At 55.4% G+C, this 24869-nt stretch carries 17 protein-coding genes and 1 pseudogene; 5 read left to right on the forward strand and 13 right to left on the reverse strand.

Translation table 11 applies throughout. The annotated features are described in order from the left end of the window. Window positions 1-103: 103 nt before the first annotated feature. Window positions 104-1342: a TIGR03862 family flavoprotein gene (locus KBY08_RS12705; RefSeq protein ID WP_177410931.1), complete on the forward strand. Its 1239-nt coding sequence runs from the start codon at window positions 104-106 to the stop codon at window positions 1340-1342. A 248-nt stretch (window positions 1343-1590) separates the two neighbouring features. Here the strand turns inward: KBY08_RS12705 and KBY08_RS12710 are convergent, their stop codons facing one another. Together KBY08_RS12710 and yedA are read right to left on the reverse strand one after the other, a co-directional pair. After that, complete coding sequence (locus tag KBY08_RS12710) at window positions 1591-2919, reverse strand: DEAD/DEAH box helicase (protein WP_003399924.1); 1329 nt, start codon at window positions 2917-2919, stop codon at window positions 1591-1593. A 61-nt stretch (window positions 2920-2980) separates the two neighbouring features. Next, window positions 2981-3895, reverse strand: a complete 915-nt coding sequence (yedA, locus tag KBY08_RS12715) for a drug/metabolite exporter YedA (RefSeq protein ID WP_024640222.1) — start codon at window positions 3893-3895, stop codon at window positions 2981-2983. Window positions 3896-4062: 167 nt separating this feature from the next. Here yedA and KBY08_RS12720 point away from each other — a divergent pair, with 167 nt between their 5' ends. Beyond that, window positions 4063-4530 carry an Lrp/AsnC family transcriptional regulator gene (locus tag KBY08_RS12720; RefSeq protein ID WP_024640221.1) on the forward strand — a complete coding sequence of 156 codons (468 nt, stop codon included), beginning with the start codon at window positions 4063-4065 and terminating at the stop codon, window positions 4528-4530. Window positions 4531-4534: 4 nt separating this feature from the next. Here the strand turns inward: KBY08_RS12720 and KBY08_RS12725 are convergent, their stop codons facing one another. The 3 genes from KBY08_RS12725 to KBY08_RS12735 all read right to left on the reverse strand — a co-directional run bounded on the left by KBY08_RS12725 (window position 4535) and on the right by KBY08_RS12735 (window position 6629). Beyond that, window positions 4535-5146: a PolC-type DNA polymerase III gene (locus KBY08_RS12725; RefSeq protein WP_003399918.1), complete on the reverse strand. Its 612-nt coding sequence runs from the start codon at window positions 5144-5146 to the stop codon at window positions 4535-4537. Window positions 5147-5167: 21 nt separating this feature from the next. Beyond that, window positions 5168-5644 (reverse strand): NYN domain-containing protein, encoded by a 477-nt coding sequence (locus tag KBY08_RS12730; protein WP_010426725.1) that lies wholly within the window; start codon window positions 5642-5644, stop codon window positions 5168-5170. Between the two features lie 280 nt (window positions 5645-5924). Beyond that, complete coding sequence (locus KBY08_RS12735) at window positions 5925-6629, reverse strand: DUF2076 domain-containing protein (protein WP_011268948.1); 705 nt, start codon at window positions 6627-6629, stop codon at window positions 5925-5927. 197 nt (window positions 6630-6826) lie between these two features. Between KBY08_RS12735 and KBY08_RS12740 the strand changes: the two genes are divergently transcribed. The 3 genes from KBY08_RS12740 to KBY08_RS12750 all read left to right on the forward strand — a co-directional run bounded on the left by KBY08_RS12740 (window position 6827) and on the right by KBY08_RS12750 (window position 9098). Further along, window positions 6827-7489, forward strand: coding sequence for a YciC family protein (locus KBY08_RS12740; protein ID WP_024641317.1), 663 nt, complete (start codon window positions 6827-6829; stop codon window positions 7487-7489). Window positions 7490-7522: 33 nt separating this feature from the next. Continuing rightward, window positions 7523-8665, forward strand: a complete 1143-nt coding sequence (locus KBY08_RS12745; RefSeq protein WP_024641318.1) for an endonuclease/exonuclease/phosphatase family protein — start codon at window positions 7523-7525, stop codon at window positions 8663-8665. Window positions 8666-8840: 175 nt separating this feature from the next. Next, complete coding sequence (locus tag KBY08_RS12750; RefSeq protein WP_024639707.1) at window positions 8841-9098, forward strand: hypothetical protein; 258 nt, start codon at window positions 8841-8843, stop codon at window positions 9096-9098. 104 nt (window positions 9099-9202) lie between these two features. Here KBY08_RS12750 and KBY08_RS12755 read toward each other — a convergent pair whose 3' ends face one another. The 8 genes and pseudogenes from KBY08_RS12755 to KBY08_RS12790 all read right to left on the reverse strand — a co-directional run bounded on the left by KBY08_RS12755 (window position 9203) and on the right by KBY08_RS12790 (window position 24847). Beyond that, entirely contained in the window at window positions 9203-9400 is a 198-nt protein-coding gene (locus KBY08_RS12755) for a hypothetical protein (RefSeq protein WP_003313844.1), read from the reverse strand. Window positions 9401-9967: 567 nt separating this feature from the next. Further along, on the reverse strand, window positions 9968-10843 hold the full coding sequence (locus KBY08_RS12760) for a class I SAM-dependent methyltransferase (RefSeq protein ID WP_024641319.1): 876 nt from the start codon (window positions 10841-10843) through the stop codon (window positions 9968-9970). A 148-nt stretch (window positions 10844-10991) separates the two neighbouring features. Further along, window positions 10992-11216 (reverse strand): annotated as a pseudogene (locus KBY08_RS12765) (TauD/TfdA dioxygenase family protein); the annotation flags it as partial. Window positions 11217-11487: 271 nt separating this feature from the next. Next, entirely contained in the window at window positions 11488-13044 is a 1557-nt protein-coding gene (locus tag KBY08_RS12770; protein WP_024641320.1) for an AAA family ATPase, read from the reverse strand. 100 nt (window positions 13045-13144) lie between these two features. Then, window positions 13145-13768 (reverse strand): hypothetical protein, encoded by a 624-nt coding sequence (locus KBY08_RS12775; protein ID WP_225651154.1) that lies wholly within the window; start codon window positions 13766-13768, stop codon window positions 13145-13147. A gap of 138 nt (window positions 13769-13906) precedes the next feature. Continuing rightward, window positions 13907-14824, reverse strand: coding sequence for a hypothetical protein (locus KBY08_RS12780; RefSeq protein ID WP_032653293.1), 918 nt, complete (start codon window positions 14822-14824; stop codon window positions 13907-13909). A 68-nt stretch (window positions 14825-14892) separates the two neighbouring features. After that, window positions 14893-18060, reverse strand: coding sequence for an ACP S-malonyltransferase (gene fabD / locus KBY08_RS12785; protein ID WP_058822780.1), 3168 nt, complete (start codon window positions 18058-18060; stop codon window positions 14893-14895). A 4-nt stretch (window positions 18061-18064) separates the two neighbouring features. After that, complete coding sequence (locus KBY08_RS12790) at window positions 18065-24847, reverse strand: SDR family NAD(P)-dependent oxidoreductase (RefSeq protein WP_032653299.1); 6783 nt, start codon at window positions 24845-24847, stop codon at window positions 18065-18067. Window positions 24848-24869 lie beyond the last annotated feature (22 nt).

Consider the following 24869-nt stretch of genomic DNA (forward strand, 5'->3'; position numbering starts at 1 on the left):
TGCGCGGTACTTCGCTTCAGTCTCCGCCAATGACGTGCGCCACACCTTGAAAGAACGCTCGGGTAGAATGCCCCACCCCTCTGCTATCGATACTTCGCTGACCATGACCGACCTTGCCCTCTCCGCTGCCCGAACCGTCGCCATCATCGGAGGCGGCCCTGCGGGGTTGATGGCAGCAGAAGTGTTGAGCCAGGCCGGACTGAAGGTCGATCTGTACGACGCCATGCCATCGGTTGGGCGCAAGTTTCTGCTCGCCGGGGTGGGCGGTATGAACATCACTCATTCCGAGCCTTACCCGGCCTTTCTGGCGCGCTATGCCGAACGTTCGCCGATGATCGCTCCGCTGTTGCGCGGTTTTGACGCTGATACCCTGTGCCAGTGGATTCATGCGCTGGGCATCGAGACTTTCGTCGGCAGCTCGGGGCGTGTGTTTCCCACAGACATGAAAGCCGCGCCCCTGCTCCGTGCCTGGCTCAAGCGGCTGCGTGATGCGGGCGTCACGATTCACACGCGGCATCGCTGGTCGGGCTGGAACGCCGATGGCAGCCTGCGCATCGCGAACGCTGACGGTGAACGGGCGATCGAACCTGCAGCCACATTGCTGGCGCTGGGCGGCGCCAGTTGGGCGCGGCTGGGTTCGGACGGGGCCTGGCTGCCGTGGCTGCAGGCAAGGCAGGTCGAGGTTGCACCTTTGCAGGCCGCCAACTGTGGTTTCGAGGTGAGCGCCTGGAGCGACCTGCTGCGCGACAAGTTTGCCGGTGCTCCGTTGAAGAATATCGCGATGGGCCTGCATGGCCATGCCCTGCGCTTGGGCGAATGTGTGCTGACCGCGACGGGCGTGGAAGGCAGCCTGGTGTATGCACTGTCGGCGCAGATTCGTGAACAGATCAACCTCCACGGCTCAGCGATTGTGGATATTGACCTGCTGCCCGGCAAGACGCTGGCAGACATTCAAAAAGCCCTGAGCAAACCCCGTGGCTCGCGCTCGATGTCCAAGCACCTGCACAGCCAATTGGGCCTGGACGGCGTCAAGGCAGCACTGTTACGCGAGCTTGCGCCTCGTGAAGCGTTTGCCGATCCACTGGTGTTGAGCGAGGCCATCAAGGCGCTGCCACTGCCCCTGATCAAACCGCGCCCCATCGATGAGGCCATCAGCACCGCAGGGGGCGTCACCTTCGAGGCCATGGACGAGCGTCTGATGCTCAGGCAATTGCCCGGCGTATTCTGCGCCGGTGAAATGCTCGACTGGGAAGCGCCGACCGGCGGCTACCTGCTGACCGCCTGCTTCGCCAGCGGCCGCGCTGCGGGGTTGGGGATGGTCGAATGGCTGCAATCGCGCTGATCATGATCGTCGCCACGCTCCGCGCTTATCGTTATGTAAAAGTCCGCTTTTGATTCGGCCCGCAGGGCGTAGGAGCGAACCGGGCGACGCTTCGCTTGTTCGCGAAGAGGGTGTTTCAATCGATGCATTTTCGGCGATTATGCAGGCCCCTTCGCGAACAAGTTCGCTCCTACGGCCTCCGGCCAGAATCAAAAACGAACTTGCGTATAGCAATGAGCGCTCCGTCCGCTTTGAATGCGCACTGCGCCTCAAGGCTTCTTCTTGCGTGGGCCGGTGTTGAAGACCGGTACTTTACGCACCGGTTTGACCACCGGCGCAGGCTCGGAGTCGCCGCTGTCGACCCATTTGCCCAGGTTGCGCTTGCTGCCCGACACCTTGGGTTTTTTCGGTTTCTTGGGCTTTTTCAGGATCTGGCCGCTGGCATCCGTGCTCGGTACGCGATGCTCCGGCTCGAAGTCCTGCTCTTCCTTGCGCTCCAGGGTCTGGCGGGTCAGCACTTCGATGGCTGACAGCAGTTCGACTTCATCGGCACACACCAGCGAAATTGCCTCCCCCGTCAGCCCCGCACGGCCGGTGCGGCCAATACGGTGGATGTAATCCTCGGCCACGATCGGCAGGTCCAGGTTGACCACGGTCGGCAGGTCATCAATGTCCAGACCGCGCGCAGCCACGTCGGTGGCGACCAGAATCTTCACTTCGTTGCTCTTGAAGCGGTCCAGCGCACGCTGGCGAGTGGCCTGCGGTTTGTCGCCATGAATGCCGTCGGCGTTCATGCCCAGCGCCTGCAAGCGATCCACCAGTTGATCGACGCCAACCCGGGTCTTGGCGAATACCAGCACCTGACCCCAGCGATGCTTCTTCATCAGATGGATGAACAGATCCGCCTTGCGTTTCTTGTCCACGGTCACGACCCATTGCTTGACCGAAGACGCCGCGACGTTGCGCGGGCTGACTTCGATGGTCAGCGGGTCATTGAGCATCTGCGCGGCCAGCAGACGAATCTCGTCAGAGAACGTCGCGGAGAACAGCAGGGTCTGGCGCTGCTTGGGCAACACCGCGTAGATACCGCGCAGTTCCTCGGCAAAACCCAGGTCGAGCATACGATCAGCTTCATCGAGGATCAGCGTCTGCAACTGGGAGAACTTGACCGCGTTCTGGCGATGCAGATCGAGCAAGCGACCGGGGGTCGCGACCAGCACGTCGACGCCCCTGCGCAGCTTCATCATTTGCGGGTTGATGCTCACGCCGCCGTAAGCCGCGTAGGTGGTCAGCGGCAGATGCTCGGCGTACTGACGAATGCTTTCGTGAACCTGATCGGCCAGCTCGCGGGTCGGCGCCAGTACCAGCGCGCGAATCGAGTTGGGCGCGACTTTCGGGCCTTCCATGGTCAGCCGTTGCAGCAGCGGCAAGGCAAAACCTGCGGTCTTGCCGGTGCCGGTCTGCGCAGCTGCCATCAGATCGCGGCCCGCCAGTACCGGAGGAATTGCCTGGGTCTGTACAGGCGTCGGAGTCTGGTAACCGAGCGCTTCGAGGGCACGCAGCAAGGGTTCGATCAGGCCGAGAGAGGCGAATGTCATGGAAATACCGTAGGAAGATTCAACGCAAGGCGCGCAGTTTAACCTGTCCGGCGCGCCTCGGTTAGCTTGTGCGTGTCGATGCGACCTCTGACGGCGGCGACCGGCGCCATTGCGGCAGGCCAATCAGCACCACGGCACTGATGATCACCACCATGGCCATGCACTCTTCGACACCGATCGTTTCGCCAGCGAACACCACGCCGAGCATCACTGCCACGGCCGGATTGACGTAGGCGTAGCTGGTCGCCGCTGCCGGGCGCACGTTCTTGAGCAGGTACATATAGGCGCTGAACGCGACGATAGAGCCGAATACCACCAGATACAGCAGCGCGCCCCAGCCCGCCGCCGTCGGCATATGCGCCAGACGCTCGCCACTCAAGGCACTGCCGATCAGCAGCGTCGCCCCCGCCGTGATCATTTCCGCCGCACTGGCCATCGGGCCTTTCGGCAACGGCAAATGCTTGCTCAGCACCGAACCCAACGCCCAGGCTGCGGCGGCAAAAATCACCACGGCAGCGCCATAAGGGCTGGCTTGCAAATTGGAGCCGAGGTTCAGCAGGCCGATGCCGATCAGGCCCAGCACGATGCCTGCCCATTCAAGATTCGTGGTGCGATTGCCCCAGAACAGGCCGAACAGCAGGGTAAACAGCGGCATGGTCGCCACCGCCAACGCGGCAACGCCTGATGCGACGCCTGCGTGTTCGGCCAGGGTCACACCGCCATTACCGCAGGCCAGCAGCAGGAAGCCGATCACGAACGCAGCTTTCCACTCGCGCCAGGTCGGCGCAGGCACGCCGCGAAACCGCAGAAAGCCATACATCAGGCAGCCGGCAATCAGAAAGCGCACACCCGCCATCATCAACGGTGGCCACGATTCCACGCCGATGCGGATCACCAGATAGGTAGAGCCCCAGATCAGGTACAAGGCCAGAAAGGCACCGATGAGCAAGGGTGAAACACGAACGGATTGAGGCATGGCTAGGCTCTGGGATCATTGTTATGGTTGACCTATTGTATGAAGGCCGAAGTCGGATATTAAGCAGACAAACCTGTTTAAAACGCGCTGAAACTTACGATTCAATGCTTGTCAGGCCTGCTTTCCTTTTATTTTAAAAACGCCCATCGCTGGGTACGAGGCACGCCATGACCCTGGATAAATACGATCGGATTCTGCTCGATGAGCTGCTGAAAAATGGCCGGGCGTCTTTTGCGCAACTGGCGAAACTGGTCAACCTGTCCGCGCCCGCGGTGGCCGAGCGGGTCGCCAAGCTGGAAGCCAGTGGCGTGATTACCGGTTACGAGGCCAAGGTCGATCTGTCGAAAGTCGGCCTGCCGATTCAATGCATCATCGAACTGCGCATGGGCAGCCATGGCAATCAGCAGGCCTACAAGGAACTGTGGAAAGTCCCCGAGCTGATCCAGTGTTACCGGGTGACGGGCGACCCGTGCGTAATCATGCGCGCAGCGGTCGATTCGATGCCGCATCTGGAAGACCTGATCAACCGGATCGCCAAGTTTGGCTTCAGCAAGACATCAATCGTGCTGTCGACAGCCGTGGAGCGCAGCCTGCCGAGCGATTACTTGATCAGCAACGGCAAGCAGGAGCACTGACAGGTCAGACGCCGCGCTGGCGCTTCAGGGTTTCACTGATCTTCGCGGCCGGGACTTTCTGCAGGGAACACAGCATCTGGTGGGAGATGGCAGAGATGCCGTGGGTCTGGCGCAATTCGTTGGTCAGGTGCGCGGTCAGGTTGGCCGCCATTTCCGCATCGGCCATCGCCCGGTGAGCCTTGCCGGTGTCGGGCAGACGCGCATAGCGGGTCAACGTGCCGAGCTTGTGGTTCGGTGCGCCGGGCATCAGGCGTCGGGCCAGCAGCAGTGAACAGGCGAAGCTCTGTTCGCGCGTGCGCTGGATACGCGACAGCTCGTAGTCCCAGAACTTCTGGTCGAACGAGGCGTTGTGCGCCACCAGCGGTGTCGAACCGACGAAATCCGCCACATCGCCCATCACCCGCTCGGCGCTGGGGGCGGTACGAATCATGTTGTTACTGATGCCGGTCAACCCTTCGATGAACGCAGGAATACGCACGCCGGCATTCATCAGGCTCTGAAAGCGCTCGACGATACGCCCCTGCTCCATGATCACCACCGCAATCTCGGTCGCCCGGCAGCTATGGCCCGGGGAGATGCCGGTGGTTTCAAAGTCGATGACTGCAATACGTTCCAACACTGGCCTGACCCTGTTAATTCATTTCAGCAAAAACGCGCCTTCGATCGGCACGTAACGACTGGCGGCGCGGATCAACGAGTTCGCGGTCAGCCCCGGCACGCCGTAGGCGACCGCCTCGACCCCATGTTTGCTGATCACGCGTTCGAGCAACATGTCGAAGTCGCCATCACCCGACGCCAGCACGATTTCGTCCACTTGCGGCGCGAAATCCATGATATCGATGGTGATGCCGACATCCCAGTCCCCTTTGGCCGAACCGTCGCTGCGCTGGATATACGGCTTGAGCCTGACCGTGAACCCCAGATTGCGCAGTATCTGCTGGAACTGCTGTTGCTTGCTGTCGCCACGATCGATGGCGTACGCAAACGCGTGAACGATCTCGCCGCGCTTGCTGATATCCGCCCACAAGGCGGCGTAATTGAAATGACAGCCATGCGCCTGGCGCACGGTGTAATACAGGTTCTGCACGTCGGCGAACACCGCGATCTTCTTCACCGCAATTCCTCATGGCGGGCAACATGCCCACGGGTTACAGCGATCCGGAACGTGAATCGGTGCCCAGTATGCCAGTTTGAGGAAGGAATTGAGGGATGGATCGGTACCGGCCGCTGCGAAGCCCGCGCGTCATGGCACAGATCATCGTTCCCACGCTGCAGCGTGGGAATGCCGTTCTGGACGCTCCGCGTCCGTTCCAGAGCACGCGGCGCAGCGCAGATTCGTGACGCAGAGCGTCAAAAACATTCCCGCTGGAGCATGAGGAACGACCGTCACATCCTCAAACGAACGAATCATCATCCGAGAACATGTCGCCACCATCGTCGAAATTGTCGTCAGCCGTGTACTGCTGATCCGGCTGCCCCCAACCGCCCTGATCATTGAACGAGCCGGTGTCCTGCGCCTGTGGCGCGTCATGAATGACTTCGACGATTTCCTGCGGCTGGCTGTGGTGGCTGAACATGCTGCTGATACCTTCTGCCAGCAGCACACCGCCCGCTACACCGGCCGCGGTCTTCAGCGCCCCGCCAAGAAAGCCACTGCCGGCAGCCGGGGCAGGCGCGGCATAACCGCCCTGTGGCGCTGCGGGCGCAGGTGCAGGATTGAAACCGCCACCATCACGCCAGCCGCCACTGGATGGCTGGCTAGGTTGTGGCTGCGATGCGCGCGGTGCACTGCTGCCAAAGATACTCGACAAAAACCCGCCACTCGCTGGCGCGGACGAGGCTTGCCCCTTGGCCTGCTGGAGCTCGGCCTGCAACTGCTGAATCTGCTCGTCGCGCTGTTTTACCTGCTGATTGAGCTGATTGACGGCCGCTTCCTGCACCAGAATCGCCTGCGTCATGTAGTACGGCGCAGCGGGCTGGCGGGTCAGATGCTCCTTGATACGCGCCTCGGCCGCAGCATCTCGCGGGGCGGAAGCCGTTTCAGCGTCTTTCAGTTTCGAGAAAAGACCGTCAATCAGGGTTTGCTCTTCGCTGTTCATGACCACCTCACTGAGTTGCCACTGGAATTCTTCCCTGCCGCAATGGCAGGACCATGTGCAGAAAATGGGGCCTCATCGACGCGCTTCAATGACATGAAGAAAAAGATAACAAGGCGTGCGCCGAAAACCACTGCGCTTGGTTAGACCGGGGCCATGGGCTAAAGTGTGCGCCTGCTTTTAGCCTGCGATCTATCTCCATGAACCCGTTGAACGTCATCCAGGATTCGCTTTATTTCTTCCGGCGCAATCTGGGCAGCATCGCGCTGCTGTGCCTGCCTGTCGTGATCCTTGAAGTGCTGGCCAAACAAGCGCTGGGCAGCGCCATGTCCGCCGACACTTCACCTGCCTACGCATTGGTGATCGGGCTGTTTTTCTACCCTGTCTATACCGCCGCGCTGATCCTGTTTCTCGACGCACGCAGCCGTGGCGAGGACGTACATACCCGCGATGTACTGGCCATGGCCGTGCGCCTGTGGCCGACGTTCGCCGTGCTCTCGGCCATGAGCACCCTGCTGATCATGTTCGGCCTTTCATTGTTCGTCTTACCCGGCATCTGGGTGATGATCAAACTGGCGTTCAGCGAATACCTGCTGGTCCTCCGCAAACTCACGCCGTTCATGGCCATGCGCGAAAGCATGCAGATGACCACCGGACACTTCACGCGCATTCTGGTGTGCGTACTGAGCGTCTACATTCCCCTGTGGCTGCTCGAGGGCGCCAGCCTGTACCTGTTTCCGGAACCGCAAAGCGCAGCGGTTTCCGTGATCACCGACAGCATCGGCAGCTTCCTGCAACTGTTCACCACCATCGTGACGTTCCGCCTGTTCATGCTGATCAGCGAGCCCGCGCACCGCGCCTGAAGCAAAGGCTGACGTCAGGCGCGTCGATTCGGTATGCTCAACGCCGAATCCCTCACTGAGCGCCAGGCGCCCCAAGTCGAGCCGATGCCCCGTTTACTGCTACGTCTGACCCTGTACGGCTTGCTGCTGGTCGCCGTATTGCTGTTACTGGTTTTCCAACTGACCTGGCGCCCTCCGGCCCGTGAATTACTCACGGCCAGCTGCAACCCTGCAGTCGAGGCACCGAAACTGGTGCCGGGGCAAGCGCTGAAAGTCATGACCTGGAACATCCAGTACCTGGCGGGTAAGCGCTACGTGTTCTGGTACGACATGGCTGACGGCAGCGGCCCGGACGAACGCCCGACCCATGAAGACCTTGCCTACAATCTGGACGAAGTGGCGCGGGTCATCCGTGACGAACAGCCCGACATCGTGCTGCTGCAAGGCGTCGACGATGGCGCCAAGAACTCTGACTATGAAGATCAGTTGGCGCTGATCAAGGAACGTGTCGCGGACCTCTACCCGTGCAGCACGCAGGCCTTCTACTGGAAGGCAGAGTTCGTGCCCAACCCGCATATCTGGGGCAGCGTCGGCAGAAAACTGGTGACCCTCAGCCGCTTCCATATCGACAGTGCCGAACGCCTGCAACTGCCGGTGCCCGACGCCAACATCATCAGCCGTCAGTTTCAGCCAAAGGATGCGTTGCTGGTCAGCTACCTGCCCTTGCGTGACGGCGGCAAACTGGCCGTCATCAACACCAGCCTGACCACCGCCAGACACGCCGGCGACACCGCACAAAAACAGGTCGCGGCCACTGAAACGCAGCTGGACAAGCTGGAAAGCGGCGGCACGCCCTGGCTGATCGGCGGCGACTTCAACCTGCTGCCGCTGGGCCAATACCAGCGCCTCCCCGAGCAACAGCGCCTTGGCTATGCCGCCGACAGCGAACTGCACCAGCTATGGGACAAATACCCGATGATCCCCAACAACGCCGAATCCAGCGGCATCGACCGCAGCAAATGGCTGACGCGCTTCCCCAACGATAGCCGCATCAACGGGCCGGACCGGACGGTGGATTACCTGTTCTACAGCCCGAGCCTGAAGCGGGTCAGCGCGCGGGTGCGGCGGGATGATACGTTGCTGATCTCTGATCACTTGCCGGTGATCGGGCGATTTTTGCTGCCGGTTTTGCCTTGAGGTGGAAAGCGGCATTCAGGTTTCAATACTCTGGCTGGTCACCAGACTTCCGAATGACGTGCTTCAACAGCCGATTATGATCAAATACTTGGAACCGTTTCTGGAAGCGCTCGCCTAATGATTAGCCCGTGGATACTTCCATGGGCGACGTGCCAATACCGGCATACACCAAAGGGTGATCCACATGGCTAAAGACGACAAGAAAAGTAAAGGCGAAGCCTCGAAAGCCAGCAAAGACCTGAAAGACAAGAAGGCATCACCGGCCAAGAAATCTGAAGCGGCCTCGACGCTTTCCAAGTCTTCCGAAAAGAAAGACAAGAAGAAAGACGCCGAGCCAAAGAAAGCGGCCAAAAAAGCTGATAGCAAGCCAGAAAAGGCCAAGAAATCAGACAAGGTTGAAAAGGCTGAAAAGCCGGCTAAAAAGAAAAAGTGACATCTGCTGCCTGCCAGGGCGTTGCGCCCTGGCGTTCTCTGGGTCACTGTCTCGCTTGCAAGCTAAGTGACCAGAATAAAGAGGTTCTCCCTTTAGATATCAACTCAACGTTGCACGCCCTGAATTTTCTCAAGACGCATTTCATAACCTTGACCTGGCTGCGTGACCGTCTCTGTTTCAACGGTCTGCACAACACGGCCCGATGCATCCTTGGTCACTGCGATGCTTTTGCTGTAAGCGGTTTGAACGCAGCCCGAGATAGAGATGACTGCCAGCAACAACAAAGCGAAGTTAGTTTTCATTATGGATTCCTGTCCATTGGTTGAGTGGCGGGCAGCTTAACCGGATAGATAGCCTCTTGCCGTCATTTTTGCGCTTTTGCTTTATAAAGTCCGCTGGAAAAGCCGAGCCCCTAATTAGCCTGACGCCGTTCAACGTGATCGGTTGGCAGAGCTTGACGGCTTAGCCTCTCGGTCTACTGGATTACGAGCCATTGCTCCCGGACCTCACGTCCCCCTCAGCTTCACCCGCGCCCTCGCCTCCGCCACCAACGGATCATCCGGCCAGTAATGCTTTCTATCACCTAGCACCTGCGACATTGACAGCGTTGTAGCTTCTAAATTAGTGGACTTCTGGCGTTTTCGTCAGCAACACCGTTGACTGTCAATCTCGCTATGGAGGATTGACATTTTGAGAGGATATTTTTTGAGAGGATTGACACCCTCGGCAAGATCTGCCCATAACAAAGCGAAACGGCCCTAACAAGGCGGGCCGTTTGCTTGGGACCGTCACGTAGCGTTAGAGGGTTGAAGCAACAACTGTATATGTATACACAAAACCGCACCTATTAGATCCGTGCAAACCCATACTCAAGTCTTCGCACATATCAATCGAAATGTTCCGAGCATTCGCAAACCATCCTTTCTTCTAGCCAGATAGAGCTCATTCAGTTCAACAGAGCCATAGTCTCTCACGGACTGAAATCCTATACTCTGAAGCTCATTTTCAATGACAGCGGGGTCAAGCCATGTTTTCCATGGTTCACCCAGTTGCCCGATCAAACTCACAAGATAATCGCCTATGGCATTTTCAATGGGATCGAGCAACGTAGGGGTGACGCCGTAATCGAAAATTATGCCGCTTCCTTTTGGCAGTGACGCGACAAACGTTAGTGTGTCAAGTATCGCTTCCTGGGATATGTATATCGTCACGCCTAGCCAAGAAAAAAATGCAGGTTGATCTGCGCGAAAACCGGCTTTCTGCAGCTCTTCGGCTAAGGTGTTACTTTCAAAATCAACCGCCACGAACGTCAATGAGTCAGGTACTTTTATGGACGCTTCTTTAAGGAGACTTCTCTTCCATTCTTGGGTAGATGGATGGTCCACTTCAAATACCTGAAGGCCCTCTTCAAGATAAGTATTCCTGAGAGCGAATGTATCAAGGCCGGCACCTAAAACGACATATTGTTTCACTCCGGAGTGTACACATTTTTTGAGTTCATCTTCAGCTAATCGACTACGAATAACCACGGCAGCACGTATGCCTCGCGCATGGAGATCGTTGGATTGGAATGGATACTGTCGCAGGTCGGTTGCCGCCTGCTCGCCAAGAATCGGCAAGGCCAACGGGTCGTTGAATATGATTGGTTCGTCCAGCAGCTGATGAGCGGCCCGGAGTTCGGCAACCTGAAAAGCAGTTCGACTTGGAATACCCGTATTAATAATGTTTTTCTGTGAAGTGAGCATCATAGCTTTCCTGTATCGTACTATGGACCAACTAATATTTTCTGCATGATTATCCTTCACGTTTTACACCATCAATAGTTGCTGGTCTGCTATAGCTGGTTTTTTCGATCGACACTTGCAATTTGGCTTGCAACGTCCAGATTCCGCTTTAAGGACCTTTCGTGACCTGACTCCGCTGTCCTTGCACGCCCACCGGTACTTCGCCCTTGAAGGTCACCCGGCGTACGATGCGCTCTTGGGTTCCTTAATCATCCAGCGCGTAATGCTGGGTGGCGCGGTTATCCCAGATCGCTACGTCACCGCTATGCCAGCGCCAGCGCACAATATTTTCCGGCCGTGGGACGTGACTCTGCAGCAGGCTGAACAGGTGGGGGGGGGGTAATGTTGTTCGATTAAGGCTATAGCTGGCATATTCAGGCAGCAAATGACTTAAATTCACTCTCGATGTATTTGATTCAGCCTACGCAAAAAGATAGATGGTGCCGTTCTATGCTGTCGGCACTGCGGATGACCGAGGAAGGCTCGATGGAGTTACGATGTCACTGTCGGCAACGTCAGCATGAAAAAGGCGCAAAAAGGGTCAAGAAAAATGCCAGTATTTCTTGACCCTTATCTGATGAGGGCTTGATGTCAATAAATTTTACTTACGAACGGGACAGTCGCTGACGAATTTGCGCAACCAACGCGTCAAGCGTCCCGCTTTCATTGGTCTCCACGCGTTTGCTGAGCAGCAACTCTTCGGCGCTGAGCGGGTCACGATTGGCCTGCTGCCCTTCGATGACGGTCAGGGTGGCGTCGGACAGATCGTTGTTGTCTGTCTGACGTTGTGCCAGCCAAGCGGCGATCACGGCCTGTGGCGCATTGCAGTCGAGGATCAGGAACGGTGCGCCGGTGGCCTCAGCGATTTTCGCCGCAGCGTCGCGTTGTTCACGCTTGAGGAAGGTCGCATCCAGTACCACCGGGAAACCAGCGCGCAGTAAGGTGTCGGCGATCTCGTTCAAGCGCGCGTAGGTGGCGGCGCTGGCATCTGCGGCGTAGATCCCTGCCTGCGGCTTGTTCTCGACATGCTGCTCGCCGAACAGGCGCTTGCGCTCTACATCCGACCGTAGGCGAATTGCCCCCAGTGCTTCTACCAGGCGCATGGCCACGTGGCTTTTGCCGACGGCTGATACGCCGTGAGTGATGGCCAGGAAACGCGAGGGGGTGGTGCTGTAGCTTTCTGCCAGGTTGGCGTAGTTGCGGTATTGGCGCAGGGTGGTTGCGCGCTGCACCGCGTCTGCCTCGGAAGGCATGCTGAACAGTGCAACCTTGGCGCGTACCAGGGCGCGGTAGGCTTTATAGAAGTTCAGCAGCTCCAGGCCTTGGTAGTCGCCGGTAAGTTCCAGGTACTGGCTGATAAAGCGCCGCTCCAGGCTTTTGAGGCCACGGTCTTCCAGGTCCATCGCCAGGAAACCGGTGTCGGCATACACGTCGGTGAAGCGGAATGGCTCGTTGAACTCGATGCAGTCAAAGATCACCACATGGTCATCAATCATAGTGGCGTTGCCCAGGTGAATATCACCGTGGCATTCGCGGATGAAACCATTGAGCTTGCGTTGTTCAAACAGTGGCTTGAGGCGCTCGAAGCTGCTTTCGGCCCAGGCCTGCAAGGCTCCCAGTTGTGCCAGGTCAGCCTTGTCGCTGAGGAAAGGGCGGATCTGCTCGAAGTTCTGCAGCACCGGCACCATGACGTCGTGTGGCGTGCCGGCGGTGTGTGTGGCCCGCACTTTCGGGGCATTCAGGTGAAAGTGCGCGATCTGCTTGGCCAGTTCATCGATGTGCGCGCTGGTCAGTTCGCCGTTGGCTTGCAAGGTGCTGAGCAGCTGGCTTTGTGGGAACTGGCGCATTTTCAGCACGTAGTCGACTACCGGGCCGTCGCCGCCCAATTGCGGTGCTTCTGCGCTGCCGGTGATTGGCAACACTTCAAGATACAAATTATCGGTCAGGCGCTGGTTGAGGCGCAGCTCTTCATTGCAAAAGTGGCTGCGGGCTTCCAGGGTGGTGAAATCGAGGAAGCCGAAATTCACCGGCTTCTTCATTTTATAAGCGTAGTTACCCGTAAGCAGGACCCAGGAAATATGGGTCTCGATGACGTGGAACTGATCCACCGGATGGGGGAACAGGGCCGGTTTTTGCAGGGCAGCAATCAGGGACTGGCTCACGTGTGATCCTTCGGAGTTTGGGGAAATTCATGGAGGGTATGATTGCTGCTACAGACGGTTGTGCAAACCGCTGTCCAGCTCATATTGGTCATCAATATTATTAGCTCAGCAGGCTGGAAACACCTGAATATAATATAGCGCAAGAAAACATCATCAATACTGATGCTGATGCTGATGCTGATGCTGATGCTGATGCTTTAAGTATTACCCGCCTTGTGCCCCCTCCTTCCTGCGAATGGAGATTGACAACAGTTCCGACGCTCAGCCAAAAAAGGGTTGCCAGCAACATAACCCCAGAAAAGACCAGCATTTCCTGAGCAATTAAAAGCGGATCGTCGATAAGCGTAACGGAAAAGATGATCGAAGACACAATAAATGCTTTCGGATTAAACAACGTAGTAATAAATATATTAAATCCCAAAATAGTTTCGGTCGCTTTTAAAAAGTCACCTGAAAGCTTCCACGTCTTGCAAGACAGGTAAGATATAGAGCCCGCACAGAACACCTTCATGAAAAACAGACAACCTGTATTGCCCGAGACATATTCGATCAGAATGGAATAGAAGGTGATCGCAATCACGTAGCCGGAAAGCTCGAACAACGGTAAACCAGCAGACGTCAAAAACCCCTTGGACACGCCGGCCGCCAGCAATAACGTATTCGTCGGTCCCGGAACAAATAACAGTACAGCAGACTCAATCGCTACCTTCAGCAGTTCATGCATATCACACCCTTGCACAACAGCAACATTTCACTTGACAAAAATTCATTGAATACCTGGTCACTCACCGCGCGCCCCGCAACTCGACCCCGTCCGCGCGCGTACGTCCCCAAGGCATAAACACGCGGTCATAAAGCTTTTTCAGGCATGGTACTTAACGATGCATGCCCCCCAAAAAAACATGCCAAAACTCAGGCAAAAGGCCAAATCACCATCATCCATCGGGGTCCCCGTCAGATTCAACAAACTATCAATCGTAAAAACATGCGCTTTCGGAGGCCGCGTTGGCAGCCTGAGTGTTGAGGCGTCGCCGCCGACCTCCATAATGTACATTTTGGACAAGTGCATAATAAAGTTATTGGTTATGAAGTGGCTTATAGCACTTTTATCAAAATCAACTTTCAAAAAAATATCCCTAGACAGCGTACGAACTGCGGTCAAGGCGAGCCGTAACGCATCAATATTTTTCTTTTCAGCATAAGCCTTAGTGACTCGGTGGTCGGTGGCCTCCGACCGCGCGATAACCTCATAGCAGTTTCTGGTTTTTTCGCAGGTCACCAGACAAACTGCCACCCCGTCACTTAAAATCGCCGTTCCAGGATAATGCCGCTCCTCGTCAGTCATCAGCTTTTCTGCGAATACCAACAAAACCTTGCTGTCTGGGCGCTCCTGCAGGATCTGCCCACAAAAACGCAAGGCATGAACGAAATTACCGCACTCCCCCGCAGACAAGGCATACAACGTCGCCTTATGAATACCGATATTCGCTGCCAACTTCGAGAGGTAGACACTCAGGCCAACGACCTTGTCAATGAATTTGGTTGAGCTGATATAGACAATATCGGTCACATCCTCTCGACCGACATGGCTCTCATCCAGGACCTTCGCGGCTGCCTTTTCGCACACAGCATAAACGTCACGACTTTCATTTACATAATATTCAAAGCCGCCCGCCCGAAAGGCCTTAAGCTCATCAGGACTCATGCAAGATGACAAGCTATCAATTGACTTCGACTCGTCGAAATCAAACACGACGTTAGAAATAAACAGATTGGACATACCGGCATTCCCTGGCAATTAAATATATACAAAAAAGAGACAGTCCAAATACTCAAAGCCCTGGCAGCCTATACGCCATCCAAAAGAGCCGAGCTTAACTCAGCCAACGAGGGCTGTTTATTGACGAACTGAACCTTGAGCCATTCGGAAATGGCCAGATAGTTGGACGGTAGCAACCTGCATAGCGTTGGCCTTTGATCATCCGACAGCCAACCATGGGCGTTACCCGCACGCTGGCGAATCGCTGGATCATTAGTGATGTACGTCTTGGCTCGCCCACCAAAATGGATCGTCTTAGGATCTGGAAGATCCACTATAAAGGCGTCGCTTGCGGAAAAAAGGGTCTGCCTGATCAGTCCAGGCAAAAAAGACTCGCCTATCAGCACGTTCAACTCACTGCTGACAAAAAAATCTATTTGACTGAGCGTCCCTTGAGTGAAGTCGTTCGGGGCCGACAGCGCGCCTTCGATGCCAATCTTTATATCCAGTTCAGGGTGTTCAACCCTCAACCGGTTAATGCTCATCAATGCCTCCAGGTCATGCTCTTCATTATTGAGAATAATGGCATCACAGGCAGCGATGTTTTTCGCAAACTCAAACTGAGCAGCATCAATTCGCCCTTGCAGGTGCAAACGCTCAAGAACACCTTGCGGTAGCTTCTGGTAAAAGCCCTGAACACAGCGAGGATCATCCACGCTGATAAACAACTTGTTCTTTTGTGGGGTACTACTAAAACGCCCTTGGTAGGCCGAAATAACCCGGTAGTAGACCAGTTCAGTCGTCATACCGTAGACGCCGGTCAGGGCGACAGCGTTCAACTGATGCGCCAGAACTTTTGAAAACAGAACCTTATCGTTTTCACTGTGGGTAATAGCCACCCCCACACACCCGGAGTCATTGGATCTTTTGGCGCCCAATCTCGACAGAATGCTGTCCAGGCTACCGGAATCAATCGCCTCAGCGGTCCAAGGAACTGCCTGAAAAGCTAGATGTCCGCACGCCTGTGCACGCTCTATAAAAGAATAATCCAGATTATCTTCCGAGAGCGTCAGGACATGAGGGTAAGCCAGGCCAAAATAACTAGAAAACTCATCCCCCCGGCTCCAGCGACTTTTGAAAGCCTTACCCAACCCGTCTTTCGCAGGCTGCCGGGCAACCTTGCTTTCCACGCTCTCTGTGCTGCCTGGCACCTGGCGAATGACTTTCTCACCCAAGACTAATGGCGAGCATTTATTGCGGATCTTGGTGGTCAACTTGGTGAGCACATCACCAGGACCGATCTCTACGTACTCATCGACCTCCAACCCCATCAAGTAACGAACGCTGTCCAACCACTGCACTGGGCTGTACAGTTGCTTCACCAGTTGGCTCTTCAGCGTTTCATTCTGATGGGGCAAACCGGTGACGTTACTGATCACCGTTTTATTCATCGGTCGAAACGTGAAAGGCTCGAGAAACCGCTCAAAATCTTGTGCTATCGGCTGCATGTAGCGCGAATGAAAAGGTGCCCCCACCGGAATAGGAATGTAGGTGCCCGCCAGCGAGTTGATAATGCCTTCAAACGCCTCCAGCGCCTGATGCGGCCCTGCAATCACCAACTGATCCGGAGAGTTGATGTTTGCAACATCAATGCTGGTAATGCCGTTATCGTTGAGCAGTTGCTGCAGATCCTGAGCTTTATAATTCAGGATCACGGCCATGGAACCGGCATTCGCGGAAGACATCAATTCCCCGCGGTGCTTGACGATGCGCAGTCCCGTTTCAAAGTCAAAGACATCCGCGGCGAACAGCGCCGCATATTCTCCCAGGCTGTGCCCGGCCAGGAACTTGATCACCACCTCGTTATCTTCCCGATAGGCGAGGTACTGCAATGCACACACGGTATACAGCGCAGGTTGCGTGTACTGTGTTTTGTTCAACTGCTTCTGTGGGTCTTCCAGGCACAGCTGCTCAATGGAATATCCCAGAATATCACTGGCGATTTCAGTCTGCCGACGGAAACGTTGGAACAATTCACGCCCCATGCCCACTCGCTGTGAGGCCTGTCCTGGAAAAACAAGGGCAGTGTTCTTTGCTGGATTATTGCCGACCACGCTTGTTCGAGTCTTTTCCATAGAATGATTTACCAAGGTAGTGTCTTGAGGCCCGGGTTGAGCGATAGCGCTTTCGCTATACGCCTTTGCAAGGCGCTTTAGGGTCAGCACGCCGGCCTGGTATTGAGTCGTGTCGTTACTCATCAAGGACATCAGCGTCAGGCTCACAGGGACCTGCTTTGCCCTGAACGCACCCAGATGCTGTTTGACAAATCCATGCAACGATCCGGAAGGACTAAGATCAACATACACAGGCGTCGCGCCTGTGGCGCTTGCCTCTATCAAGTCGATGGTGTCTGCAAAGTTGATGGGTGACTCAACGATCCCCCAAAAGTGCTCGGCGTCAATCACACGACACCGCGCAACCGTTGCACAGGAGTAAAAAGGCAGCGTGAATGCCCCGGTTGTGTACTTTTTTATCGACGCTAAAGAAGCCGCTTTTAACGGGCGTATGGCAGGCGAATGAAAGGCGTAGTCCACAGCGATCCGCTGATATAAAAAAGCTCGTTGCTGGCAGCTCTTTTCCAACGCATCAATCACCCACGTATCTCCCGAAAAGGTGACGTGTCGTGAGTGATGCACACCCGCAACAGCAACTTCAGGAAACTCGGCGAGCAGTGCGTCCCTTTCATCCGGGGTAATCAATGCCGACAGCATGCCGCCTTTCGGCAACTTGCCTTGTCCTGCAAACTGCTCGATCAATAAGGCTTGATCACAGATTGCAGCCAATAAATCCGTATCCGAAATGGCACCGGCAACACAAGCGGCAATGAACTCCCCCAAACTCGTGCCGATCACCGAGTCAGCGGTGATCCCTTCAGCAGCGAGGGTTGAGACCAGTGCCAGTTGCACCATCACGATGCTCGGATGAGTGAACGTGATAGAGGAGAAGTCATCGCTGCGAGACTTGTCTTTACGATAAATCTCCGCGATTACCGATTTACCCAGTATGCGTTGGCCTATCAGATCCAGCCGCAGCATGGCTTCACGAAACGTTGAATGCGTCAGGAATAGATGGCTCGCCATCTGATAGTAATGACACCCCTGCCCGCCGAACATAAATATCCTGTGCAAGGGATAGACCATCCCCTGGTTCAGCGGCGAGGCGGTGTCTCTGGCGAGCGCATCGGTCCTGACATTCATTGCATCAGCCCTCCACGTCGGTTTCTAACACTTCTTCAATCTGGTCGCCGTGCTCAGCCACCAGGTACTGTGCCAACGACTGAATGGTGTCGTGCTCGAAAAACACCACCACAGAGATCGCCAGCCCCAGACGGCTGTTGATCAACTCACACAACCCAACAATGCTGATCGACTCGTAGCCGTTTTCAGTAAACGTTGCTACAGGACTAAACGAAGCTGACTCCTTGTCCAGCAACTCCGAGGAGATTGAAACCAACCAGGAAACCGTTGCCTGCAACTCGTCGCTGGCGCCATCAAACGAATAGGCTGGCTGTTTTTGCGCGACCGCTGCCAGTGGCGCAGGCGATGCAACGGGAGGCTCCACGGTTACCTGCGGTTGAATGACTGGCGTGTTGTCAGCGAGAGTTGCGGCCTTCCAGATGAACGCGAATTGCTCATCCGAATGGTTTTTGTCCAGGGCGTGAATAAATGCAGTGGCAATGTCATTGGCCGCGTTGCCCTCCACTTCCAGCGCTACGGTCTTGCCTTCGCGGTAACCAGTACCCTGCAACGCCGCGCGATAACGACCAAAGGTTTTTGCCAGGGTGTTGAGCTGTTTACTGTCGTGTTCCTCGACGGTCATGACGATGGAGAACGATTGCAGCTGGGAGTCAAATGAGTAGGTCGCCTCATCTAGGTTAATCAGTGCCGCGAGATGACGAATAAGCGCCTTGTCTTTCAACGGTTCCTTATGCTGCTGAACCTTGTCATCGGCCGGAACAATGTAATGCACACCCTGGATATCGCCCAGTTGGTCTTTTATCAGCAACAGTGCATTGAACACGGACTTTCTATCGTCAAGTTCAGCCGCGTAGTAGCCGACTTTGGTATTGTCCAGGCTGTTCTGAAGTAACCCGATTTGCTCATCGATGTCTGGCGCTGAAAGCGCGTCACCCAGGATTGCGATATGGCATCCGCTGGTTTCATCATCAATCGCACGAATCACACTTTGGCCCACCTCATTCAAGCCGTTTGCCAGGACATAGACACAGTTGTCATTGAGTAACGAGCCTGATTCCGGCTGGCTGACTTTCTGCACGCTGCCGGCATAGATACTGTCGTGGGCACACAGGTATTCAGCGATGTGAGTCTGTGTGTCTGCTGCACGGTTGATCAGCGTCGAAATGTTGGCAAACGAGCACAAGGCTTCACAGTAAATAATCGTCAGTTTGACATTGGCAGCACCCAGCACGTGCTGTTCCAACGCCCCGGTCAATGCTGCATAGAGTTGATACTGGCGATCGAACGGCATGATGATTTGCAGGTGCAAAGGCTGAGTGCTGTCCGCCAGCCAGGCTTTGACCTTCTTCGCTAGTTGACGTGAGACGGACTTGGCCAGATCAGCGAAGGACTGGGCAAAGCCGTTCGGCAGGACTTGCTGCCATTCTGAAGAGCCGGCATCGAGGCCGCAGGTCTCCAGATCTCGCTGGAAGTAGTCCAGGGTGTCCAGGCCAACGACACAGATTTTCGTATCGGCCTGCGCCGGTTTCGGATGTGGGCTCACGTCCACCTTGTTCCAGCGATGAATAAACAACGACTTCGGTTCGGCGGTGACTTTTTCGACCGCCACCGGTGCCGTAATGAACGGCTTGCCAACCACCGGCTCAACGGTTTTCTGAACAATCTTCCCTGCGACTTTTTCAACGACCGGTTCAACCATAGCGGCTACGGTTTTCACCCGCTGCTGCACAGAAGCTGCCTCGACTTTTTGAGACACGCCGGCCGTGTGGTTGCCCATCGGCAACCAATGACGGTTTTGTGAGAACGGGTAGGTCGGCAGGCTGATACGTTGCCCTCTTTTCCCCAGCAGGCCGCCCCAGTTAATCACCACCCCTTTGGCCCAGAGCGCGACGATGTTCTGGTATTTACCTTGCTTCAGCCATTCAGAAAGAATCAGCTCAAGGGAGTTATCCTCGTACAACAGCTTCGCTGTGGCGTCCATCTCGCTGGCATAGCAGACATGCAGCGGGGATTTGCCTTTTTTATCATTCAGGAATGCATCGAGGTTGTCTTCAAGGTGCTCGATGGAGTCCGCCAGGAAGCTCAGGCGGTACGGCATTTGAGTGCGGCCAGTTTGCAGCGTATAGGCAATGTTGCCCAACCAGTATCGTGGCTGGTTGTTCAGGGAGGTGTTTTGCTGAGCGTTGTAGTGGATGTAGCCCAGCAACTGCGCAGCTCTCTGGTGTAGCGCCTCCTTTGATTTTGCGGACAACACGATCAGTTCCGGGTAATCCATCGTGTAATTGACCTGATTCGACACTTCCTCGTGCTCTTCGATGATGAAGTGCGCATTCGCACCGCCCGCGCCAAAGGACGACAGGCCGGCAATCCGCTTTTTGACCTCTTTATTCGGCAGACGCCAATGGGACAGCAACTGGGGGATCGAGAAGGAGGTTTTTTCGATCTGCAGGTTTTTATTAATTTTCTTCGAGTGGAGCGAAGGGACGATTTGCTGGTATTTCAGTTGCAGCAGAATCTTGGTCAAACCGGCCATGCCTGCGGCACTTTCGCAATGACCGATATTCGATTTCACCGAGCCTACCGAGCAGAACTTACCTTGTTGTGCCGAGTCTTGATCGATGGAAAACGCCTGCCTCAGCCCATGAATTTCGATGGCGTCGCCCAGATGGGTGCCCGTACCGTGCGCTTCAATGTACGAAATGTCCGCAGAACGAATGCCGGCCTGTTGGACCACTTTTGAGATCAGCTTACTGTGAGCTTTCGGGCTTGGAACGGTATACCCATTGGTCTTGCCTGCGTGAACGATCAGCGACCCGGTAATCACCCCATAGATGTGGTCGCCATCGCGCAGCGCATCCTCGTAGCGTTTCAACAAGACCGCACCAACACCTTCTCCCGGTACATAGCCGTCTGCACTCTCGGAAAAGCTCGCACATTTACCGGTCTGCGAAAGGTCGCCGCCCTGTTTCAGCACACCATATTTGTTGGGATGCAAGGTCAGATTGACCCCGCCGGCAATCGCGTAATCAATCTCCCCAAGCTTCAACGCAGAGCACGCCAGGTGCACGGCGGACAGCGATGACGAACACATGCTGTCTATGGCGACGCTAGGGCCTTCCAGGTTCAGGATGTAGGAAACACGGTTGGCAATGGAGGCAAAGCTGTTGGAGATGGCCTGCCCTTCGTACAGACCTTTAGCCGTTTCGCTGTGCAGCTGATACTCCTGGTACATCGCGCCGACATAGACACCGGTGGTCATGTCACTTTCGGCCAGGGACTCTTTGGTGTAGCCCGCATCTTCCAGCACCGAGAAGGCACATTCGAGGAATTTGCGTTCCTGAGGATCTGTCAGCAGCGCATCGGTTTCACTGAAGTCGAAGAACTCCGCGTCGAACTGGTCAAAGCCGTCAATAAAGCCGCCCTTGAAATTTTCCGGATTTTCGACCCGATTAAAGCCGGTTTGCTCCCACCTTGCCTTGGGCACTGAGGTCACCAGGTCACGACCTTGCGACAGGTTTTCCCAGAACTCGTCCAGGGTCCGCGAGCCAGGGTAAGTACCATTCAGACCGATGATCGCGATATCGCCGGAACGACGGGGTTCAGGGTAGGTTTCCTGGAAATCAGACACCTGAGGCAGTGACGCCGACGGGGCGTCAACCTCTTGAAGGGAGAATGCGCCCAGGTCGATCACGTCAAACTGAGTAACCGCAGGTGCGCTGGCAGGGGCCTGGGTGTGAGAAGCAACGGCAACCGGGGCAGCACTAGGTGGTTGTGCATCGCTGAAATCAATACCCAGCAACGCCGCCAAGGCCTGTTTATCTTGCTCGATAAAGTAATCGATGATGCCTTCGACGCTATCAATATCAAACAGCAGGGAACTGCTGACCTGCTCGAAATGCTCACGCAGTTTATTGGTGAGGGTGACGACCAGGATAGAATCGAATCCCAGTTTTTCGAGGGAGAGGTCCAGCGCGATTTCATCGACAGGAAGCTGAACGACGTCGGCGATCAGATCAGTGAAAAACGCCTGGCTCTTGGCTTTCAACATTGCAACGTTGACAGCCGAAGGGGTATTTGACGGGGTAAGCATGGAGGATTCGTTCCCTGATGAATGACTGGATCCGGACTCAACGACCTTGGGGGCAAGGGACGCGGCGTGCTTTTGCGCACGCATCAACATCACGAACTGCCCCATGTCGTGGGCCAGCTCGGCGGGGAACTGCGTAGAGCCGTAACCCACTTGCAGGGCGGTGTTGTGCCACGTGGCAGGCTCCAGAACCGGAGAGCCCGGCACCCTGATGTGATCGTCGTTGTACAACCACCAACCGTCGAGGAAACCAAACGTGAGGTGGTTGAACAAGGTATTGCGGCTGAGCTCGTTGACGATCAATGAGCCCTGATCTTTCAAAACTTCCCAGACCCGGCGAATCGAGGCGGCAATGTCACTGGTGGCGTGTAACACGTTGGTGGCAACTGCAATATCGTAGTAATCACGCTGCAGTGGTTGGTCATCGACCGACTTTTCTACGTTGAAAATCTCGTAGCGCAAGAATGGATTGCCTGGCCCGTATTCCCGCTGGGCATGAAACAGAAACGACTTCGAAAGGTCGGTGTAGCAGTACTCTGCGATGTTGGCGTGAAACGGCGCCAGGTGCTTGAGTAACACGGCGGTTGTACCGCCGGTGCCAGCGCCCACTTCCAGAATGCGAATTTTCCGCTGAGGGTCAGCGGCCAGCAGCGTGTTGATTTCGTCAACCACCGTCCTCGAAAGCACCAGGTTGAAGTAGTCAGCAACGCGGTTGTTTTTATAGATACCCTCGACCATGCGCATCGAAGAGTCAGGGAACATGATGTCGGTGGCCTTTATTTTCCCGGTCAGTATCTCCTTGGTATGGATCAGCAGGGCTTCAACCAGTTTGACTTGAGCGGATTTATTATCATCCAGCAGCCATTCAACTTTTGCGGTGTTCCAGGAGAGCCAGGCTGCGCTGGCATCGCTCTCAGGAAACTCTGCCGTTTTGCTGAATTGACCAGCGTCGTGACGAAGGTAGCCCTGGCGCACAAGGCTCATCAGGGTCTCCGTCAACCAGCGCGAAAAACCTGCGCGAATATCGGTCTTGCGAAGCACGTTTTCAACGGAAAACTCAGTACCGGAAAACACGCCCAAGGTTTCAAGATCGGCAGCGACGATCCGGCAAAGGTAGCTGTCCATGTCCTCCAGGTAAAAAACGCCTTCCTCCCTTAGGGCCATATAGTGTTCATTCCGATACACATATTCCATCATACAGCCCTCCACTACATTGTTATTTAACTGAGTTGTTGATTGCACAAAACCAAATTCTGTAGTGTTCTGATGAAGTGTCACCTTATCTATCAATGTTATTTTTTCTGGATCGTAGGCAGCGATAAAACTGGCCTGTAAATGATCCCCTGCCATCAACGCCTCAAAGGCCAACATGCCGATGGTCGGGTTGATTGACGCCATCCCGCTTTTTTCCAGCACCTTTTGATACGACGCATCACTGACAATGCCGACGGTTCCCCAATACCCCCAGTTCATGGTTCTGACATGGGTAGTTGCGCACTTGGCCTGCAAGTAATGGGCAAAACTGTCTTTAAAGGTGCACCCCGCAGCGTAATTACTCTGCCCGGCCTGGCGAGCAAAGCTCTGGATCGAGGAATAGAAGGCGATGAAGTCGAGGTCTAGATCGGCAAAGTAATTTTCGATGTTTCGGCAAATATCCACTTTCGCAGCAAGGGCCGAACTAAAGGTTGTTTCAGACATATTGGCAACCGTCTTGTCCTCCAGGACGATTGCCGAATGAATAATGCCGTCCAGCCGGCCATATTGACGGAGGATGGTGTGTCGTAATTGCTCCATTTGGTGTGGCTGGGTGGCATCAACCGATACGTACAGGGGAGCACGACCGAGTCTCTCCATGGCACGCAATGAATGACGGATTTCATCATTAATGGCTTTTCGACCTGCCCAAATGACTTGGCTATCGTGCCGTTGCAAAAGACTTTCGGTCCAGGCCTGGCCCAAGCCACCGGCACCACCGATGATCAGATACACCCCGTTGTCACGGTAGATCGGCTTGACCGGCTCACTGCCGTTTTCAACCGGCAACACCTCCAGGTGCTCGGCATACCATTGATCGTCGCGGCAGCAATACGTCTGTCCTTTGACTTTTCTTTTTTCAATACCTTGCGACGAGCGCACCAGCGAGGGGTTTGAGGTCGCACGCGCCACAAAGGCGTCATCGACATCAAGCAAGCTTATCGTCCAATGGCTGTATTCTTTCGCAGCGGCACCGACCAACCCGTGCAACCCGGCGTTGACCGCTGTGTTAGTGCCTTCGTTGTTGACATTGAAGTTATTCTTGGTGACGACTGTGATCGACAACCTGACTTCATCAGCCTTTAATTCCAGCAACGCCTTGAAGAACCTGAAGAAGATTTTTTCTTCGATACCATACTGTAAACCTTGATCCTCTGCGTGCACAGAGACATCAAGGCTACCGCCGATCCAGAGGATACTTTTAATCTTTCCCGGGATGCAGTCCGCCAGTGTCGCGGTCATACGTTCCAGCGTATCCAGCGCAGTAAAGCTGCAGTGAGCCTGACCGCCAACCCACGACAATAATCTCTGCCTGTTTGGCGACACACCCGCCGCAGCAGTGACTGGAATAATAACCAGAACGCTTTCATCGGTCGCCAACGACGGGCTGCCCGCTATTGGCCGCCAACGATTAACGGCATAAATGTTATGCACGGCATTGCTCATATCAAACCTTCTACCCAGAGGT

It is taken from the genome of Pseudomonas sp. P135 (assembly GCF_020312125.1).
In the GTDB taxonomy this organism is placed as follows: Bacteria; Pseudomonadota; Gammaproteobacteria; order Pseudomonadales; family Pseudomonadaceae; genus Aquipseudomonas; species Aquipseudomonas fragariae.

What these genes read in the sequence shown, in the direction of transcription:
- KBY08_RS12740 (WP_024641317.1), top strand. Translation starts at nt 6,827, where the DNA reads ATGAACCCGTTGAACGTCATCCAGGATTCGCTTTATTTCTTCCGGCGC.
- KBY08_RS12755 (WP_003313844.1), bottom strand. Translation starts at nt 9,400, where the DNA reads ATGAAAACTAACTTCGCTTTGTTGTTGCTGGCAGTCATCTCTATCTCG.
- KBY08_RS12790 (WP_032653299.1), bottom strand. Translation starts at nt 24,847, where the DNA reads ATGAGCAATGCCGTGCATAACATTTATGCCGTTAATCGTTGGCGGCCA.
- KBY08_RS12710 (WP_003399924.1), bottom strand. Translation starts at nt 2,919, where the DNA reads ATGACATTCGCCTCTCTCGGCCTGATCGAACCCTTGCTGCGTGCCCTC.
- yedA (WP_024640222.1), bottom strand. Translation starts at nt 3,895, where the DNA reads ATGCCTCAATCCGTTCGTGTTTCACCCTTGCTCATCGGTGCCTTTCTG.
- fabD (WP_058822780.1), bottom strand. Translation starts at nt 18,060, where the DNA reads ATGAATGTCAGGACCGATGCGCTCGCCAGAGACACCGCCTCGCCGCTG.
- KBY08_RS12720 (WP_024640221.1), top strand. Translation starts at nt 4,063, where the DNA reads ATGACCCTGGATAAATACGATCGGATTCTGCTCGATGAGCTGCTGAAA.
- KBY08_RS12760 (WP_024641319.1), bottom strand. Translation starts at nt 10,843, where the DNA reads ATGCTCACTTCACAGAAAAACATTATTAATACGGGTATTCCAAGTCGA.
- KBY08_RS12780 (WP_032653293.1), bottom strand. Translation starts at nt 14,824, where the DNA reads ATGTCCAATCTGTTTATTTCTAACGTCGTGTTTGATTTCGACGAGTCG.
- KBY08_RS12735 (WP_011268948.1), bottom strand. Translation starts at nt 6,629, where the DNA reads ATGAACAGCGAAGAGCAAACCCTGATTGACGGTCTTTTCTCGAAACTG.
- KBY08_RS12705 (WP_177410931.1), top strand. Translation starts at nt 104, where the DNA reads ATGACCGACCTTGCCCTCTCCGCTGCCCGAACCGTCGCCATCATCGGA.
- KBY08_RS12775 (WP_225651154.1), bottom strand. Translation starts at nt 13,768, where the DNA reads ATGCATGAACTGCTGAAGGTAGCGATTGAGTCTGCTGTACTGTTATTT.
- KBY08_RS12745 (WP_024641318.1), top strand. Translation starts at nt 7,523, where the DNA reads ATGCTCAACGCCGAATCCCTCACTGAGCGCCAGGCGCCCCAAGTCGAG.